Consider the following 17,876-nt stretch of genomic DNA (forward strand, 5'->3'; position numbering starts at 1 on the left):
CAGCAGGGGCCCGCGAAACATCGCCGCACCACCCCGGCCGGTACAGAACCTATGCCTACGGTAGCGGGTGGGTGTGACTATTACGTTTCCGGACCCCGTGTTTACTAAGCACGCTGACTTTACCCCAAACCTCTGGTATGGCGTCCGCAATCCGCCCTGCGCTTAACGGTCCCCCGGCGGCTGCGGCAGTACCTGCGAGGCCGTGGAGGCTTGCCCCGAGGGCTGCAATCGCCGCCCAGCGCTCGTCCGGATCGATGCCCGCGTCACGGAAGCGCCCGACGTCGGACCCCGCCTGGGCGAGCAGCGCACCGATGATTCCCGCCAGGACGTCGCCGCTCCCGGCGGTGGCGAGCCACGGCGTGCCGTCGGCCTGGCTGTAGAAGTCCTGGAAGGGCGAGGCCACCAGCGTGGTGGCACCCTTGAGCAGGACGGTGGCCTCGGTCAGCACGGCGGCGTGCCGGACGGCGCCTAATGTGTTGGCCTCCACGGCGGACCGGTCATACTCAGCGCCGAGCCGTCCCAGGAGGGACGCCAGTTCGCCGGCGTGCGGGGTCAGCACCACGTGCGGCCCCAGGACGTCGGGCAGGGACGGCAGCGCACCGGCGTCGGCAATCACTGGCAGGCCGGACCCCACGGCGTCCCGGGCGCGCTGGAGCTGATCCGAGTCGCCAGGGCCCATGCCCGAACCCACCAGCCACGCCTGGACGTGGGTGTCCGCCACGGAGCCGGTGCTGCAGACCACCTCGGGGCAGGCCTGCCGGACCAGGCCGGCCACCTCCGGCGGGCCGAGGTAGCGGACCATACCCGCGCCGGCGGCAAGCGCACCGCGGCACGCGAGCACTGCGGCGCCGGGATAGCCGGCCGAGCCGGCAACAACGCCCAGGACCCCGCGGGAGTACTTGTGCGACCGTCTGCCGGGCCGTGGCAGCAGACGCGACAGGTCAGGCGGCCCCAGCCGGCGCAGGGCGGGCCACGGCAGCTCGTCCTCAATGCCGATGGGCACCACCTGAACGCGGCCCGCGTGATCGGCGCCCGGGTCTGCGAGCAGGCCCACCTTGGCGGCGCCGAATGTTACGGTCAGGTCCGCGGGCAGCACCGGCGCATGGGCTTCCCCGGTATCGGCGTCCACGCCACTGGGGATGTCGCAGGCCACCACAAGTCCAGGGCCGCCGGAACGCCCCTCCAGAAGAGCGCCCATCAGTGCTCCGCCGGCTCCCCGCAGCCCGCCCTGGGCGCCCGTCCCCAGGACAGCATCAATGACGACGTCGGCACTTGCCGTTTCAGCCGCCAGCTGGCTGACATTCGCTTCGGTGAGCAGATACACGCGCCCGCCGGCGCGTTCAAAAGCGGCCAGCGCCTCGGGGTGCGCCGCCCCGGCGGTGAGCACCGCCGTCGTCCGCATGCCCCGGGCGGCCAGGAATGACGCGGCGAAGAGTCCGTCTCCCCCGTTGTTGCCCTTGCCCGCGAGGACGGCCACGCTGGCGCCGTAGAGCCGCCAGCCGCGGGCCTGCAGCTCGTGGACTATGGCGTTGGCGAGCCCGTAGGAAGCGCGCTGCATCAGGACGCCGCCCATGCCGGCCGCCAGGAGTGGCTGTTCGGCCGCCCTGATCTGGGTTCCGGTGTAGGCGCTGATCATCGTGTCAGGACCGTTGGCGTCTCAGCCGTTGCGGTTCTCAGCCTTCGGCGAGGACCGTGGCGGTGGCGATCCCGCCGTCGTGGCTCATGGACACGTGCCAGCGCTTGACGCCCTTGGACTCGGCCACCGCAAGGACGGTGCCCTTGACCTGGATGGTGGGGCCGTGCTGGTCCAGGCCGATCCAGCAGTCCTGCCAGTTCATGCCGGCCGGCGCACCAAGAACCTTGGCCACGGCCTCCTTGGCGGCGAACCGTGCGGCCAGGGACCGGGTGTTCAACTCGCGTTCCGCAGGGACGAACAGCCGGTCCCGGAGGCCGGGGGTGCGCTCGAGTTGGCGGCCGAACCGCTCAATGTCTACAACGTCTACGCCAATGCCAACAATCATGGCACTACTCTACGGTGACGCTCTTGGCGAGGTTGCGCGGCTGGTCCACGTCGTAGCCCTTGGCCGAGGCGAGGGCCAGGGCGAAGATCTGCAGCGGGACCGTGCTGAGCAGCGGTGCCAGGAGGGTGTCGGTTGCGGGGATGTAGAAGACGTGCTCGGCGTAGGCCTTCACGGCTTCGTCGCCTTCCTCGGCGATGACGATGGTCTTGGCGCCGCGGGCCCGGACTTCCTGGATGTTGGAGACCACCTTGGCGTGCAGCGAGTCGCGGCCGCGCGGGGACGGGACCACCACAAAGACGGGCTGGCCTTCCTCGATCAGCGCGATGGGGCCGTGCTTGAGCTCACCGGCGGCGAACCCTTCAGCGTGGATGTACGCGAGCTCCTTGAGCTTGAGCGCACCTTCCATCGCGACCGGGTAGCCGACGTGGCGGCCCAGGAACAGCACGGACTTCGCATCGGCCATGGACTTGCCGAGGTCCTTGATCGGGCCCTCGTTGTCCAGGATGGTCTGGATCTTGGCGGGGATCTTGTTCAGGTCCGCGAGGATGTCCTTGATCTCGCCCTGGAACTTGTTCCCGCGCAGCTGAGCAAGGTACAGGCCCAACAGGTACGCGGCGGTGATCTGCGCCAGGAACGCCTTCGTGGAAGCCACCGCGATTTCCGGGCCGGCGTGGGTGTAGAGCACGGCGTCAGATTCACGCGGGATGGTGGAGCCGTTGGTGTTGCAGATGGACACCGTCTTTGCGCCCTGTTCCTTGGCGTAGCGGACAGCCATCAGGGTGTCCATGGTCTCGCCGGACTGGGAGATGGAGACGATCAGGGTGTTCGCGTCCACGATCGGGTCGCGGTAACGGAACTCGTGGGAGAGCTCCACCTCGGTGGCGATCCGGCACCAGCGCTCAATGGCGTACTTGGCCACCTGCCCGGCATAGGCGGACGTGCCGCAGGCCAGCACAATGATCTTGTTGACACTCTTGAGCAGCTCCGGATCGATCCGCAGCTCATCCAGGGTCAGCCGGCCGTCGAGGTCGGAACGGCCCAGCAGGGTCTTGGCCACGGCGTCCGGCTGGTCATGGATTTCCTTCTCCATGAAGGACGGGAAGCCGCCCTTTTCCGCCGATTCCGGATCCCAGTCAACGTGGTACTCCTTGCCCTCGGCCGGGGCACCAAAGAAGTCAGTGATTTCCACGGAGTCGGCGGTGATGGTGACAATCTGGTCCTGGCCCAGCTCCACCGCGCGGCGGGTGTAGTCAATGAACCCGGACACGTCCGAGCCCAGGAAGTTTTCGCCCTCGCCCAGGCCAACCACCAGCGGCGAGTTGCGGCGGGCAGCCACCACAACGTCGGGCTGGTCGGCGTGGACGGCGAGGAGGGTGAACGCACCCTCGAGGCTCTGGCAGGCGAGCTGCATGGCCTTCGTCAGGCCGCCGTCGGACACATCCCCGTTGAGTTTGGTGCGGAAGATATCGCCCAGCAGCACGGCCGCGACTTCGGTGTCCGTCTCGGACTCGAACGTGTAGCCCTTCTCCACCAGGTCCAGCTTCAGCTCGGCAAAGTTCTCGATGATGCCGTTGTGAATCAGGGCCAGCTTGCCGCCGTCGGCCAGGTGCGGGTGCGCGTTCTGGTCCGTGGGGCCGCCGTGCGTGGCCCAGCGCGTGTGGCCGATCCCGGTCAGCGTCTCCGGCAGCGGGTGCTCCTCCAGCTCGGCCAGGAGATTGCTCAGCTTGCCGGACTTCTTCCGGGACTGGATGGACCCCTCAGAGACCACCGCCACCCCTGCAGAGTCATAACCCCGGTACTCGAGGCGGCGCAATCCCTCAAGGACCACATCCAACGCACTGTGACCGGCATTGCCACGGCCAGCAGAATGGCCCACATATCCAACGATTCCACACATGCGCACCAGCCTATCGGCAGGCGGGAGGAGATTTAAACTTTCGCCGCCGCATTTCGCTCTCAGCCGCGGGAGGGGCAGAATCTCTAACGTGACTTTGCAACGCAACGAAGCGAACGGCGAGGGTGTCTCCCCGTTCGTTGAGCTGGACCGGCAGACCTGGTCCCGGCTCGCCGCCCAGATGGAGCAGCCCCTTAACGAAGAGGACATTGTGCGACTGCGTGGCCTCGGCGATCCCCTGGACATGAAGGAGGTCCGCGAGGTCTACCTGCCGCTGTCCCGGCTCCTGCACCTGTATGTGGAGGCCGCCGGCCAGCTGCATTCGGCCACCACCACGTTCCTGGGCGAGAAGACGCAGCGCACCCCGTTTGTCATCGGCGTGGCCGGATCGGTGGCTGTGGGCAAGTCCACCATTGCGCGGGTGCTCCGGGAGATGTTGCGGCGCTGGCCCGGGACACCGAACGTTGAGCTGATCACCACGGACGGGTTCCTCTATCCCCTGGCCGAGCTCCAGCGGCGCCAGCTGCTGGACCGGAAAGGTTTTCCCGAGTCCTACGACCGCCGGGCGCTGCTGCGCTTTGTCAGCGAGGTCAAGGGCGGCGCGGAGGAGGTCCGGGCCCCGTGGTACTCGCATGTCACCTATGACATCCTGCCGGACAAGGAAGTGGTGGTCCGCCGCCCGGACGTACTGATTGTGGAGGGCCTGAACGTGCTGGCCCCGGCCCGCCCGCGGCATGACGGCCGGCAGGGCCTGGCCGTGAGCGACTTCTTCGACTTCTCCATCTATGTGGACGCCAAGACCGCTTATATCGAGGAGTGGTATGTGGAGCGGTTCCGGCGGCTTCAGAGCACGGCGTTCGCGCAGCCGGAGTCCTACTTCCACCGCTACGCATCGCTGTCCCCCACCGAAGCGGAGAGCACCGCCCGGGATATCTGGAAGCGCATCAACGAGCCCAACCTGGAGGAAAACGTCCTCCCCACCCGTGGCCGCGCCCAGCTGGTGCTGACCAAGGACGCGGATCACTCCATCCGCCGTATGCTCCTGCGGAAGGTTTAACCCAGGTGTGCCATGACTGCGTGGCAGGCCGTCGTACGGCGGGGGCCAGCCGGCGGTCCTTCGCCCGCTTCCTCGCCGCCGGAGCCGGACTGACTGTTCTGGCAGCGTGCACGCCGGTGGCACCCGAGACGGTGGCGCCGTCGTCCTCCCCCGTTCCCGCGGTGACGTCCGCGTCCGGCGTCCCCGCAGTGGAAAGTACGACGGCGGCAGCTGCGCCGAGTGCGCAGGTTCCTGTTTCGCCGTCAGCAGCTGCGGCGTTGCCGCGGCAGTTCTCGCTGACGGATCCGGCGAGCCCCTGGGTGGTGGTGAACAAACACCGCCCGCTCTCGCCGGCGGACTATGCCCCGGCGGACCTTGTCCGGCCCAACGTGAACTTGGCTGTATCCGGCGAGGCGGCCCTGCTGAACAGCCCGACGGCGGCTGCCGCAGAAACGATGTTCGCCGCCGCCGCGCAGGATGGCGTGGTGATGACGCTGGCGAGCGGCTACCGCTCGTATGGCACGCAGGTGGTGACGTACAACGGCTATGTGGCGGCCCGCGGCCAGGCGGATGCCGACACCGCCAGTGCCCGGCCCGGCTACTCGGAGCACCAGACCGGGTGGGCCCTCGACATTGGCGACGGCGGCGGGGCCTGCGGCTTCGATTCCTGCTTCGCCGATCAGCCGGCCGCGGTGTGGGCGAAAGCGAACGGCCACCGCTTCGGCTTTGTGGTGCGCTATCCGTTGATGTTCCACCCGATCACCGGCTACTACTACGAGCCGTGGCACCTGCGGTACATCGGCGTGGAGGCCGCCACGGACATGGCGAACCGCGGCATCGTCACTCTTGAGGAGTACTTCGGGGTGGAAGCGGCGCCTGGGTACGCCTGACCGCAACCGGTGCGTATGTAGTTCCTGACACGGTGGCAGGAATTTACAGGTTTAGTCATGTCCGGCTTACCTTGGTGCGCTAGTTTTGGGTTCTATGTTGACAGGATTCAAGAACTTCATTTTGAAGGGCAACGTCGTAGACCTTGCCGCCGCCGTCGTGATGGGTGCCGCATTCGGCGCCGTCGTGACCTCAATTGTCGAGGGCCTCCTCACACCGCTGATCGGCCGTCTGTTCAGTGCCAAAGGGATTGCAGAAATGCAGTGGGAGGGATTCATGTATGGATCCGTCATCTCCTCTATCATTTCCTTCTTGCTGGTGTCCGCCGCCGTCTACTTCGTGGTCATCATGCCGATGAACCACATGATCGAGCGCCGCAACCGCAGGCTCGGCATCAACCCGGACGTCAAGGAAGTGGCCGCGGAGGATCCGCAGATCGCCCTGCTCACCGAAATCCGCGACTCGCTGCAGAACCGGGTACTCTGAGTTTCGCCTGGGCACTAACCACGTGTGGCCCGCTTCCTGACGGAGGCGGGCCACAGTTGTTAGAAGTCTGGGTCAGTCGGTGACGAGTTCCAGCGCGAGCTCTGTGCGGACCACCTGTGCGAGCCGCTCGGCGATGGATTCGGCCGTGGCTTCATCCCCGGCCTCCACCATCACCCGGACGACGGGCTCGGTGCCTGACGGCCGGAGCAGGACGCGTCCGGTGTCGCCCAACTCTGCTTCGGCGACGGTTATTGCCTGCGCGAGGGTTGCGGACCTGTTCACGCGGCTGCGGTCAACGCCCTTGACGTTGATGAGGACCTGCGGGAGCTTGGTCATCACGGCAGCCAATTCCTTGAGCGGTTTGCCAGTCAGGGCAATCTGCGCGGCCAACTGCAGGCCAGTAAGGACCCCGTCGCCGGTGGTGGCGTAGTCGGCGAAGATCACGTGGCCGGACTGTTCACCACCAAGGTTATAGCCGCCGTCGCGCATACCCTCTAGGACATAGCGGTCCCCCACTGCCGTTTCGCGGATGCTGATGCCGGCCTCGCGGAGCGCGATCTTGAGGCCGAGGTTGCTCATGACGGTGGCGACCAGAACGTCGTCGATCAACTTGCCCGAGGCCTTGAGTGCCACGGCAAGAATCGCCATGATCTGGTCGCCGTCCACCTCGTTGCCTTCGTGGTCCACGGCGAGGCAGCGGTCGGCGTCGCCGTCGTGGGCGATGCCCAGGTCGGCTTTGTGCTTGATCACGGCGGCCTTGAGCTGGCCCAGGTGCGTGGAGCCCACGCCGTCGTTGATGTTGTGGCCGTCGGGTTCCGCGCCGATGACGACGATGTCAGCCCCGGCGTCCCTGAAGACCTGGGGCGAGCATCCGCTGGCGGCACCGTGGGCGCAGTCCAGAACAACCTTGAGCCCGTCCAAACGGTGCGGCAGCGTGCCCAGGAGGTGGACGATGTAGCGGTCCTCGGCGTCCGAGAAGCGCTGGATGCGGCCTACGTCAGCTCCGACGGGCCGGGTGGGCTCTTTGCTCATCTGTTGCTCGATGGCGTCTTCAACCTCGTCAGGCAGCTTCTGGCCGCCACGGGCGAAGAATTTGATGCCGTTGTCCGGAGCAGGGTTGTGCGACGCGGAGATCATTACGCCGAAGTCAGAGTCGAGATCAGCCACGAGGTAGGCAGCGGCCGGCGTCGGGAGGACTCCGGCGTCGTACACGTCAATGCCGGAGCTGGAGAGCCCGGCCTCGACGGCCGCGGCGATGAATTCGCCACTCGCGCGTGGGTCACGCGCCACCACGGCGCGGGGCCGGGTCCCGTTGGTATTACGGTCATGCCCGAGCACGACGGCGGCTGCCTGGGCAAGCTGCATGGCGAGCTCCGCCGTCAACAGGCCGTTAGCCAGGCCCCGGACTCCATCTGTTCCAAATAATCTAGACATCGGGGTCAAGTCTAGGGGATGAGAGGTTCAGGGCTTGAAATGACTGGTCAGGTGGACTGTCCGCTTGTCATAAGAAGCGAAGTTAACGGCAGAAGCCCGCCCCGCCAGATGGCGGGACGGGCTTCTGTGCAAGCGGATTTAGCGCTTGGAGTACTGCTGAGCCTTACGGGCCTTCTTGAGACCGGCCTTCTTACGCTCGATGACGCGGGCGTCACGGCGCAGGTAACCGGCCTTCTTCAGGGTGGCGCGGTTGTTCTCGGTGTCGATCTCGTTCAGGGAACGGGCGATACCGAGGCGCAGTGCACCGGCCTGGCCGGAGATGCCGCCACCGTGGATACGGGCGATGACGTCGTAGGCGCCGTCAAGATCAAGGATCTTGAAGGGCTCGTTGACGTCCTGCTGGTGCAGCTTGTTCGGGAAGTAGTTGTCCAGCGCGCGGCCGTTGATGGTCCACTTGCCGGACCCCGGCACGACGCGTACGCGGGCAACAGCTTCCTTGCGGCGGCCAACAGCTGCGCCGGCAACGGTCAGGGCCGGGCGCTCCTTCTTTGGCGCAGCAGCTTCCGCAGCTCCACTTTCAGAGGTGTAGCTGGTCAGGGTTTCCTCAGCCTCAACGGCTTCGGTGGTCTCTTCGTTCTGAGCCACGATTCTCCTTGTATAGATAAGTTGTTTGGTGGCCAGGACTACTGGGCGACCTGGGTAATTTCGAAAGTCTTGGGCTGCTGGGCGGCGTGGGGGTGCTCTGCACCGCGGTACACCTTCAGCTTGCCCAGCTGCTGGGCAGCGAGGGAGTTCTTGGGGAGCATGCCCTTGATGGCCTTCTCAACGGCGCGGACCGGGTTGGACTCCAGGAGTTCCGCGTAGTTGACGGAGGTCAGGCCGCCCGGGTAGCCGGAGTGCCGGTAGGCGCGCTTCTGCTCCAGCTTGGCGCCGGTCAGGGCTACCTTTTCAGCGTTGATGATGATGACGAAGTCGCCCATGTCCATGTGGGACGCAAAGGTGGCCTTGTGCTTGCCGCGCAGCAGGATTGCGGTCTGGCTGGCAAGACGACCAAGGACAACGTCTGTGGCGTCAATGACGTGCCACTGGCGGTTGATATCGCCGGGCTTCGGGGTGTACGTACGCACGGTTTTTGCCTCGTTCTTGTTCTGGCGTTTCTTGTTTAGGTGTCACGCAAACGTGTGCACCTACTATCTATGCGCTACCGGAACAGAGGTGAGGGCTCTATGTAACCAGTCATCCAGCGGTCTCGAATGTGCTCGTTGAGTAGTTATCCTGCAACCGGATTCTCAAGCGGGCACGCATCATCGAGAAAGGACACGCACAACGACTACCAATGTTAGCTTGAACCCGGCCTCAGGGTCAAAATGGGTGAGCCGGACAGCCTTCACCGCCCGCCGGCCCGACGCATGCAAGGGGATTTCAATGACTTCAGTGGGCTACGCCGGTTCAACGGCGCCGTTGTTTGTGACCGGGATAGGACTCCTGGGACTCATTCTTTCACCTGTCGCTGAAATGCTCATCGCTAAGCTGCTCCCGCGCATCGGGGGACTGCCGGCCGCGCGCATCCGGATGACGACGGCGGTGGTCACCGGGGTTCTCTGCGCGGCTTTCGCTGTGCGCTTCGGAGCGGGTGCCGGACTGCCCGCCTTCGTGCTGCTTGCCGTTCTTGGTGTGCAGCTGGCCAGAATCGACATCGCGCTGCATCTACTGCCGAACCCCCTGGTTTTGTCCCTCTTATTAGGGGGACTCTTTTGTCTTCTGGCTTCGACTTTTGGTGGATCGCAGTGGACAGACGTGCTTCGCGCAGTGGCAGGAGCGGCGATTCTCTGCGTCATCTACCTGATTCTGGCGATTATTTCTCCCGGCGGCATGGGAATGGGCGACGTCAAGTTTTCGGCACCAATCGGCCTTTACTTGGGGTACCTAGGCTGGAGCCAACTACTGTACGGCGGCCTCCTGGGATTCATCCTGAACGGAGTCGTAACGCTCGTTGTAATTCGCCGAAACCGCGCAGAACGTGCCTCTGAGGTGCCACACGGGCCTTCCATGCTTGCTGCCGCGGCAGGCGTTGCCCTCCTTTTGACCTAGGCCGCGACGTTCCCTCAACACCGCTAGCGATCAGTTACGCCGCCGCGTCCAAGTAGCGGCGTGCGTACACACATCGCCAATGCGAGTACTCACGATTGCGTTTCGAGTACGTCATTGAAACGACCCCAAAAAAGTCGGGTACCTCTACGCATTGTTGCCGAAACCCCGGAATGAGAATCTCTTCTTAGCGAAGTCCAGCAACCGCTAGGAAATATGGGGGCAGCTGGAAATTCGTTGGAATCAATTCAACCCATTTCACCGAATTAAGGAAAATACAATGACTTCTCTCATGGTCTCAATGATGGCTTTTGTCGCCGGCGTCAAGGATCGCCTAGCATCCGAAAAGGGCGCAACTGCCGTGGAGTATGGCCTGATGGTCGCTTTGATTGCTGTCGCCATCATCGGTACGGTCACCGCCTTGGGCGGCGGGCTCAACCAGCTGTTCACCAATATCAGGAACTCCTTCCCTCCAGTCGCCGGCTAGCCAGAGTTGAAGCCCAGGCGCGGGGCGGAGCACAGGATTAAGATTCTGTTGCCGCTGCCCCGCCCTGGGTCTTTTCAATATAGGAGGGGTCGTGCAGGATCACAAAGTTAGGGCGAACATGTTCATCCATCGGTGGCTCAGGGGCCGTCGTACCGTGATAGCAGAGCAGGCCGGTGCGACCACTTCTGAGTATTCGCTTCTGGTCGGTTTCATTGCCACGCTGATAGCTGCCATTGTCGGTTTGATTGGCCAGCAACTCATTCCCGGATTTCAAGCAGCTCTGGCCGGCCTGTGATGCAGAAGTCAGAATTGGCCCACGGCAAGCGCAGGCCCAAAGAAAGAGGAGCTGTTGCTGTCGAGTTCGCACTGATACTGCCGATATTTCTAATGCTGATTTTCGGCATAGTGGAATACGGCAGAGCATTCAGTATCCAGGTCTCCATGGCTGGGGGCGCCCGGGAAGCAGCCCGGTATACCGCCCTCCACTACACAGACGCCGGCTTCGAAGCTGTCGCAAAGCAAAAGGCCATTGCCGCTGCCCCTATCGCCAGGTTACAGCCCGGGGAAATCAACATCAGTACCTGCATGCCAGACCGGGATGCCGTCGTCACTATTAACGCAAACGTCACGTACCTCACTGGTCTTCCGACGCTAGTTCCCTTTCTACCGGACATTATGAACATTTCAGCTAAAGGGGTCATGCGATGCGGAGGTTAGGCCAGAAGGCAACGCCGGGCGGCCGTGACGACGAGAGGGAACGGGGGGTTGTAGCCCCAGTGGCAGCGTTGCTTATGGTGGCGTTGCTAGGTTTTGGTGCACTGGCTGTCGACGTGGGCGCCATGTACTCGGAAAAGGCGCAACTTCAAAACGGAGCCGACTCTGCTGCCCTGGCCGTGGCCGACATTTGCGCCAAAGCTCCTATGTCGGCGCGATGCCCTGCTGATCAGAAAACTCAGGCCACGCCCTACGCCAACGGCAACGCCCTTGACGGTCACAGCAACGTGGTGTCAGCTGTGGTTGATAACGCCGCTGGCACTGCGGACGTCAAAACTGAGACCCCGGCAAGCGCCGGTGGGGAACACTTTTCTCTTTACTTGGCTCGGGCACTCGGAATCAACTCTGTTGAGATCCAAGCGACGGCTCAAGCAAGGTGGAAATACCCAACGACCGGCCGCGCGGTCTTACCCCTCGTCTTCGCTACATGTGAATTCAAAGATGATCACAGCCCGCACAAAATCCTTACCCACGGCGGCGGGCACGGTGCCCCGGATTGCAACAGTAGCAACCCCTCCGGCCAAATAATCCCCGGCGGTTTCGCTTGGCTGAAGCCCGACGGCAGCACCGGTTGCAACGTTACGGCGACTATTGGTCAGTGGAGCGCCACGAGTGCCGGCGGCTCAATCCCGACCGGCTGCGACGCCTTGTTCAACGCGTCGCTGTTGGGAAAGACAGTGGCACTCCCCGTTTATGGCTACACATGCACAGGGATACTGTCTCCGTGCACGGGCAGCAACGTGAAATACATGATCCAAAAATGGGCAGGGTTCAAGGTCCTCGGCTGGAGCTTTCCCTCCAACAACGCCGGCCCCACCGGTGTATTCGGCCCAGGCGAGAGCGGCTTGTACGGCACCTTCGTCGGATATTCAGCCGATCCAAGCCTCTTTACCGGGGATTCATCCACTTCCACCGGCAACGTCGTTGTACTCGGACTCACTAAATAACTTCTTTATAGGGAGATGAAAAATGAAAACACGCCTACTGGGAGGCATTATCGCGTTTGTGCTGGCAATTGCTGGCACCTTCTTGCTTGTTTCTTACGTTTCAGCATCAGAGGCACGGGCCCAAAAGGACCTGCAGCCGGTGGACGTACTCGTCGTTCAACAGCAGGTAGCCAAGGGCACTGACCTGGAAAAACTGAGATCCTCAGTCAAGCTGACCTCACTGCCTTCGGCCTCCGTGCCCAACGGCGCCCTTAAGAGCCTGGACGGCCTCAACGGCAAAGTCGCGGCAGTCGATCTGCTGCCGGGCGAAGCTCTACTGGGCGCCCGGCTGGCTGATCCCGAAAGTCTCTCCGCGCCCGGGTCGGTTGCGGTTCCCGACGGGATGCAAGAGATCTCGGTTCAGCTTGAGGCCCAGCGGGTGGTGGGCGGGCGCATCGCGGCCGGCGACACCGTGGGCATCGTGGTCCTCTTCGACAAGGGAGCCGTCAAAGACGCGCCCGATGTGGAATCCGGACAGCAGATTTTTCACAAAGTCCTGGTAACGAGCGTTCAGCGTTCCCTTGCGAAGACATCTAGCTCGGCCGCCGGAGCGACCACTGCCGAGGAACAGGCCAACACGGAACTGCCCACCGGACAGTTGCTCGTCACGTTTGCCCGAAACGATGCAGATGCCGCGAAGATCGCTTTCGGGGCCAACTTCGGATCCCTGTGGCTGACCAAGGAACCGTCGTCCGCTAACGAAGGAACACCGCTGGTTGTCAAGAAGCCGGAGCTGTACCGGTGAGCAGGTTCGTAGCCATCACAGCAGACGCTGACTTCGAAGCCCGGGCCAGGCAGGCAGCTTCCCGCCTGCGCGGAACATTTCACGGAATCGTGGCCAACTTCCTACCGCCGGGCCCGGACGACGTACTGCGTACGCTCTCGGGCGATCAGGTGGAAGTGATTCTGCTCGGACCGGGTCTTCCGGTCGATGAATCCATCAGGCTTGCGAGTCTCTTTGACCTCCAGTACCCGGAGATCAGCGTGGTGCTGGTCACCGAAAGTGATTCTGACATCGCGTTGCCCGCGATGCGGGCCGGTATTAGAGACCTCCTGGATCCCGGGGCAGACGTCGACGCCATCCACGTCATGCTCGAACGCGCCAGCCTCGCGGCGGCAGGACGCCGCCGCGGCCTCGGAAGCAGCGTTGAACCGCTGAGCGGCAGCGGGCGAATCATTGCAGTCATGTCTCCTAAAGGCGGTGTGGGAAAGACGACCGTGACTACCAACCTCGCCGTAGGCCTTGCAAAGCTGGCCCCTATGGGCGTTGTGGTGGTCGATTTAGACCTGCAGTTCGGCGACGTAGCCTCCGGGCTCAGGCTTGAACCCGAGAAGACCATCGCAGACGCCGTCAAAGGCGCGGCCGCGGGTGACAGCCTGGTGCTCAAGTCGTACCTCACGCTGCATCCGTCAGGCATGTACGCACTCTGCGCGCCGCTCAACCCCGTAGAGGCAGACCAAATAACAGGGGAGCAGGTGGCTTGGTTGCTGGTGCAGTTAGCCAGCGAATTCAAATACGTTGTGGTGGACACCGCCCCAGGGCTCGGGGAACATGTACTCGCGAGTCTCGAACAAGCCACCGACGGCGTCTGGGTCTGCGGTATGGACATACCGAGCGTCAAGGGTCTTCGAACAGGATTCTCCATCCTGACCGAACTTGGCTTGCTACCCCCGAACCGGCACGTGGTGCTCAATTTCGGCGATCGCCGAAGCGGACTGACACTGAAGGACGTCGAGGCAACCATCGGATGCCCTGTGGATGTAGTGCTCCCCCGGTCACATGCGGTGCCTTATTCCACGAACAAAGGGGTTCCGTTGCTGCAGGAGACGTCCAGGGATTCCGTGACAAAAGGGCTGCGCCAGCTCGTCCAGCGGTTTGACCCGGCGTGGGAACAGCGGGTCCACAAGAAACTTCACCGAAGGGCGGTAGTCCAATGACACTCGCAGATCGCTTTCAATCTGTCCGTAACCAGACGAGTCAGCAGCCAGTTGAAACCCGGACTGAGATCCCGTGGGCAGGAAGAAGCCAGAATGAATCCGCCTGGGATGAACCTGCCTCCAACGATCACAGTGCCGAAGCTAACGACGCGTTAACCGTGGTCAAGGAACGCGCCGGTGCTGCACTTTATGAGCGCATGGGAAGCCGGATCTCAGACTCGTCACTGGACGAGGCCGAGTTGCACGAATACGCCAAAGACGAGCTGCGCACCATCATCGAAGAGGATGAGATCCCACTCTCATCCGGGGAACGGCAGCGCCTGGTCCAGGACATTTTGGATGATGTGATTGGTCTCGGTCCGCTGCAAAAGTTCCTTGCGGATGATGCGGTGACCGAAGTAATGGTCAACGGCGCGGACAAAATTTACGTGGAAAGGGGAGGCAAACTCTTCCTCACCGGCTCACGTTTCAAGTCCGAGGACCATCTGCGGCGGATCATCGAGCGGATCGTTACGAAAGTCGGAAGGCGCATCGACGAATCGTCTCCCTTGGTGGATGCCCGCCTGGCCGACGGTTCGCGTGTCAACGCCATCATTCCGCCGTTGGCCGTCAACGGCTCGTCACTAACGATTCGAAAGTTCGGCCAAGTGCCGCTGACCGTCAATGATCTCATCTCGTTTGGAACCATCTCTCCGGAAATCGCCGAACTCCTGAAAGCCTGCGTCCACGCCCGGCTCAACATCATCGTCTCGGGAGGCACCGGCACAGGTAAGACCACACTGCTCAACGTGTTGTCGTCCTTCATTCCTCCGGACGAGCGGATAGTCACCATCGAGGACGCCGTCGAGCTGCAACTTCAGCAAGAACACGTGGTGCGCCTCGAAAGCCGGCCGCGGAACATCGAGGGTAAGGGCGAGATCAGTATCCGGGATCTTGTCCGGAACTCCCTACGCATGCGCCCGGACAGAATCGTTATCGGCGAGGTCCGTGGAGGCGAGTCTCTGGACATGCTCCAGGCCATGAACACAGGCCATGACGGGTCGATCTCTACAGTGCACGCAAACACGCCCCGTGACGCCATCGCCAGACTTGAGACCCTTGTGCTCATGGCCGGGATGGACCTGCCGCTTCGCGCCATCCGCGAACAGATCGCGTCGGCGGTCAACCTGATCGTGCACATTTCGCGCCTTCGAGACGGCACCAGGCGAGTCACTCATGTCACGGAAGTCCAAGGCATGGAAGGCGACATCGTGACGTTACAGGACGCTTTCACTTTCGATTACAGCGCCGGAGTTGACGCAAAGGGAAAGTTCCTCGGAAAGCCCGTCCCCACCGGCGTCAGACCCCGTTTCGCAGACCACTTCGCGGACCTGGGAATTGCCATCTCCCCCGCCGTCTTCGGGACGGCGCCAGCCGGCGGTGGTTTCCGGTGACCGCCACAAGCCCGGTTCTGCTGATTCTCGGCGTCCTTCTATCCCTGGCTTCGCTTGTGTTCCTCTTCGTAGTGACTCTTCGTGGCCGTGAAGCAAATATCGAATTGTCACGCAGGCGGCCGGGTGTTGCCGAGCAACCGTCCACACTCACCCGGGTTGCCGCTTCGGCGACTTCCTTTGTCGAACGCAACGTCAGCCGGAACGCCCGCTTTGGTTCGGCCTCGTCGTTGGAGGAAGCGGGGCTGCGCCTTCGCCAGGCAGACTTTATCCTCCTGCTCGGGTGCATAGCAGTTACAGGCGGGGTGGTGGGTTATGTTCTCGGCGGCATGGGGCTGGCACTGCTATCTACCCTGCTGACGCCGCTCGGCGGCATGATGTTCCTAACCGTTATGGCTGGCAAGCGACGTGCCAAGTTTGAAGCGCAGCTTGGCGACACGTTGCAGATGCTGTCGGGTGGACTTAGAGCCGGTCACAGCCTGCTGCGGGCCGTGGACGCTGTTGCCCAAGAGTCAGACGCGCCAACCTCTGAGGAATTCGCACGGCTGGTCAATGAGACCAGGCTTGGTAGAGACCTCAAGGACTCCATGGCCGATTCGGCGCGACGCATGCGAAGCGAGGACTTTGACTGGATGGCCCAGGCCATCGAGATCCACCGGGAAGTCGGCGGAGACCTGGCCGAAGTACTCGATCATGTGGGAGACACAATCCGCGAACGGATGCAAATCAAGGGACAGGTCCAATCGCTGAGTGCCGAGGGCAAGCTGTCGGCGTACATCCTCATTGCTCTGCCTGTCGGAATCTTTCTTTTCCTGAGTTTCTCCAACCCCGGCTACCTCGGAGTGATGTACACCGACGTGCTGGGATGGATCATGCTCGGATTTGGAGTTGTGCTGCTGGCTCTCGGGTCCTACTGGCTGAGCCGCGTCGTCAAGATCAAGTTCTAGGGGGTAGAAGCATGAGCGCAATGGCCTGGTTCATAGTGGCAATAATCGTTATACCGTGCTCGGTTATGGTGTGGGCCGTCATTTCGGTGGACCGCCCAGGGCTGGCTGCTGTCCGAAGCAACCTGGGTCGAGGTAAGGGAACGTCAGCCGATTCCCAGGGCGTCGAAGCCCCATGGCTAGCGCAATTGGGCCAGCGACTGACCCCGAAGGGGTACCCGGCCTGGCTGGACAAGTTGCTTGCGAAGGCGGGGAGGCCAGCGACCATGCCTCTGGAGCGTCTTCTGGTGGTCAAGCCCGGGCTCGCTTTGGTAGCCGGACTGATCGGGATTTTGTTGATTCTGAAAACCCCAACGAGCACAAACATTCTTTTGGCTTTGTTCGTGACGGTGCTCGCATATTTCGTTCCGGACCTCCTCCTGCAGAGCCAGGGTGCGAAGCGCCAGGAAGCGATCGAACTGGAGTTGCCCAGCACCCTTGACCAAATGCTGATATCGGTAGAGGCCGGACTGGGCTTCGAGTCAGCCATGGCGCGGGCGGCCCAGAGCGGTAAGGGACCACTCGCCGCGGAACTCCTCAGGACGCTCCAGGATATGCAGGTCGGCAGGAGCCGCCGGGAAGCGTATCTGGCCATGGGACAACGCACCGGCGCACCGGACCTGCGGAGCTTCGTGCGGGCTATTGTCCAAGCAGACATCTACGGCATCGCGATCGCAAGCGTCCTGCGGACACAGGCCAAGCAGATGAGGATCAAGAGGCGGCAGCGGGCCGAAGAGAAAGCAATGAAGCTTCCTATCAAGGTGCTGTTTCCCCTGATGCTTTGCATTTTGCCCGTACTGTTCATCGTCATCCTCGGGCCAGCCGTCATCAACATCATCGCGGCTTTCTCCCACATGTAGGAGCAATCAGCGCCACTTATATCGCCCTATCAGGCGCCCCAAGAACCGGATCCCCTCGGCACCCAGAACCGAGGGGGTCCGCTTGTGTGCCCGTATACAGGCAATTCCAAGGTTTTCCGCAGCCTTCCCTGAGCGAAGCCCGAAGATACGCCGTATTCAGAGAGGCTTTACGCAGGACGCTGCAAGTTCGCATGGGAGTGGAGTAACCGGTTACTAGTTTCATGGTTGTGCTGGTGCAGGACCAGCCACGCAAACTCTCTCAGGAGTCCCCATGCTTTCTTTCTACACAAACCTCATGATCCGCCTTCGCGGCGATGAAAAGGGCGCTACCGCCGTTGAATACGGCATCATGGTCGCGCTCATCGCCGTCGTCATCATCGTCGCGGTCACCCTCCTAGGCGGCACTATATCTGACATGTTTACCCAGACGTCTTGCTCCGTCAGCAGTGGCACCTATGCGGCTGGCACTAAGGCCGGCCTCGCAACCTGCACCCCCAAGTAGTCGACTGTCGGCTCTTAAAAGGCGCTCGGCGCACCAGTGGGCGTGAGAGTGGCGGCGGCATTCAGGCCG

General features: G+C 62.7%; 20 protein-coding genes. 14 read left to right on the top strand and 6 right to left on the bottom strand.

The window, feature by feature from the left end; all coding sequences use genetic code 11:
* Positions 1–55: 55 nt before the first annotated feature.
* Genes ABIB45_RS08945 through glmS form a run of 3 tightly spaced genes read right to left on the bottom strand, consistent with a single transcriptional unit; the run spans position 56 to position 3,918 of the window.
* Positions 56–1,636 (bottom strand): NAD(P)H-hydrate epimerase, encoded by a 1,581-nt coding sequence (locus ABIB45_RS08945; RefSeq protein ID WP_354215515.1) that lies wholly within the window; start codon positions 1,634–1,636, stop codon positions 56–58.
* A gap of 37 nt (positions 1,637–1,673) precedes the next feature.
* Positions 1,674–2,021, bottom strand: a complete 348-nt coding sequence (locus ABIB45_RS08950) for a holo-ACP synthase (protein ID WP_056344245.1) — start codon at positions 2,019–2,021, stop codon at positions 1,674–1,676.
* 4 nt (positions 2,022–2,025) lie between these two features.
* Positions 2,026–3,918 carry a glutamine--fructose-6-phosphate transaminase (isomerizing) gene (gene glmS, locus ABIB45_RS08955; protein ID WP_354215516.1) on the bottom strand — a complete coding sequence of 631 codons (1,893 nt, stop codon included), beginning with the start codon at positions 3,916–3,918 and terminating at the stop codon, positions 2,026–2,028.
* Between the two features lie 79 nt (positions 3,919–3,997).
* Here glmS and coaA point away from each other — a divergent pair, with 79 nt between their 5' ends.
* The 3 genes from coaA to mscL all read left to right on the top strand — a co-directional run bounded on the left by coaA (position 3,998) and on the right by mscL (position 6,325).
* Entirely contained in the window at positions 3,998–4,972 is a 975-nt protein-coding gene (gene coaA, locus ABIB45_RS08960; RefSeq protein WP_502909113.1) for a type I pantothenate kinase, read from the top strand.
* Positions 4,973–4,977: 5 nt separating this feature from the next.
* Positions 4,978–5,841 (top strand): M15 family metallopeptidase, encoded by an 864-nt coding sequence (locus tag ABIB45_RS08965; protein ID WP_354215518.1) that lies wholly within the window; start codon positions 4,978–4,980, stop codon positions 5,839–5,841.
* Between the two features lie 94 nt (positions 5,842–5,935).
* Positions 5,936–6,325: a large conductance mechanosensitive channel protein MscL gene (mscL, locus tag ABIB45_RS08970; protein WP_354215519.1), complete on the top strand. Its 390-nt coding sequence runs from the start codon at positions 5,936–5,938 to the stop codon at positions 6,323–6,325.
* 72 nt (positions 6,326–6,397) lie between these two features.
* Here the strand turns inward: mscL and glmM are convergent, their stop codons facing one another.
* The 3 genes from glmM to rplM all read right to left on the bottom strand — a co-directional run bounded on the left by glmM (position 6,398) and on the right by rplM (position 8,886).
* A complete protein-coding gene (gene glmM / locus ABIB45_RS08975) occupies positions 6,398–7,759 on the bottom strand; it encodes a phosphoglucosamine mutase (RefSeq protein ID WP_354215520.1) in 1,362 nt (453 codons plus the stop codon).
* Between the two features lie 138 nt (positions 7,760–7,897).
* Positions 7,898–8,404 carry a 30S ribosomal protein S9 gene (gene rpsI, locus ABIB45_RS08980; RefSeq protein ID WP_354215521.1) on the bottom strand — a complete coding sequence of 169 codons (507 nt, stop codon included), beginning with the start codon at positions 8,402–8,404 and terminating at the stop codon, positions 7,898–7,900.
* A gap of 38 nt (positions 8,405–8,442) precedes the next feature.
* Positions 8,443–8,886: a 50S ribosomal protein L13 gene (gene rplM, locus ABIB45_RS08985; RefSeq protein ID WP_015937805.1), complete on the bottom strand. Its 444-nt coding sequence runs from the start codon at positions 8,884–8,886 to the stop codon at positions 8,443–8,445.
* Positions 8,887–9,184: 298 nt separating this feature from the next.
* Between rplM and ABIB45_RS08990 the strand changes: the two genes are divergently transcribed.
* The 11 genes from ABIB45_RS08990 (at position 9,185) to ABIB45_RS09040 (ending at position 17,807) form a co-directional block, all read left to right on the top strand.
* The gene (locus tag ABIB45_RS08990) at positions 9,185–9,850 is read left to right on the top strand and encodes a prepilin peptidase (RefSeq protein WP_354215522.1); all 666 of its coding nucleotides are present in this window, start codon (positions 9,185–9,187) and stop codon (positions 9,848–9,850) included.
* 277 nt (positions 9,851–10,127) lie between these two features.
* A complete protein-coding gene (locus tag ABIB45_RS08995) occupies positions 10,128–10,334 on the top strand; it encodes a Flp family type IVb pilin (protein WP_354215523.1) in 207 nt (68 codons plus the stop codon).
* A 91-nt stretch (positions 10,335–10,425) separates the two neighbouring features.
* On the top strand, positions 10,426–10,629 hold the full coding sequence (locus ABIB45_RS09000; protein ID WP_354215524.1) for a Flp family type IVb pilin: 204 nt from the start codon (positions 10,426–10,428) through the stop codon (positions 10,627–10,629).
* Positions 10,630–10,643: 14 nt separating this feature from the next.
* Positions 10,644–11,051 (top strand): TadE/TadG family type IV pilus assembly protein, encoded by a 408-nt coding sequence (locus tag ABIB45_RS09005; protein ID WP_354215525.1) that lies wholly within the window; start codon positions 10,644–10,646, stop codon positions 11,049–11,051.
* The gene (locus tag ABIB45_RS09010) at positions 11,039–12,055 is read left to right on the top strand and encodes a pilus assembly protein TadG-related protein (protein ID WP_354215526.1); all 1,017 of its coding nucleotides are present in this window, start codon (positions 11,039–11,041) and stop codon (positions 12,053–12,055) included. Before ABIB45_RS09005 ends, ABIB45_RS09010 begins: the two co-directional genes overlap by 13 nt.
* Positions 12,056–12,077: 22 nt before the next feature.
* On the top strand, positions 12,078–12,839 hold the full coding sequence (gene cpaB / locus ABIB45_RS09015; RefSeq protein WP_354215527.1) for a Flp pilus assembly protein CpaB: 762 nt from the start codon (positions 12,078–12,080) through the stop codon (positions 12,837–12,839).
* Entirely contained in the window at positions 12,836–14,032 is a 1,197-nt protein-coding gene (locus ABIB45_RS09020) for a CpaE/TadZ family protein (protein WP_354215528.1), read from the top strand. Before cpaB ends, ABIB45_RS09020 begins: the two co-directional genes overlap by 4 nt.
* A complete protein-coding gene (locus tag ABIB45_RS09025) occupies positions 14,029–15,465 on the top strand; it encodes a TadA family conjugal transfer-associated ATPase (protein WP_354215529.1) in 1,437 nt (478 codons plus the stop codon). The genes ABIB45_RS09020 and ABIB45_RS09025 overlap by 4 nt, the downstream gene beginning before the upstream one ends.
* The gene (locus ABIB45_RS09030; RefSeq protein ID WP_354215530.1) at positions 15,462–16,409 is read left to right on the top strand and encodes a type II secretion system F family protein; all 948 of its coding nucleotides are present in this window, start codon (positions 15,462–15,464) and stop codon (positions 16,407–16,409) included. The genes ABIB45_RS09025 and ABIB45_RS09030 overlap by 4 nt, the downstream gene beginning before the upstream one ends.
* A gap of 263 nt (positions 16,410–16,672) precedes the next feature.
* Positions 16,673–17,305: a type II secretion system F family protein gene (locus ABIB45_RS09035; RefSeq protein ID WP_354215531.1), complete on the top strand. Its 633-nt coding sequence runs from the start codon at positions 16,673–16,675 to the stop codon at positions 17,303–17,305.
* Positions 17,306–17,576: 271 nt separating this feature from the next.
* A complete protein-coding gene (locus tag ABIB45_RS09040; RefSeq protein WP_354215532.1) occupies positions 17,577–17,807 on the top strand; it encodes a Flp family type IVb pilin in 231 nt (76 codons plus the stop codon).
* Positions 17,808–17,876: the final 69 nt, after the last annotated feature.

It is taken from the genome of Arthrobacter sp. UYCo732 (genome assembly GCF_040547265.1).
In the GTDB taxonomy this organism is placed as follows: domain Bacteria; phylum Actinomycetota; class Actinomycetes; order Actinomycetales; family Micrococcaceae; genus Arthrobacter.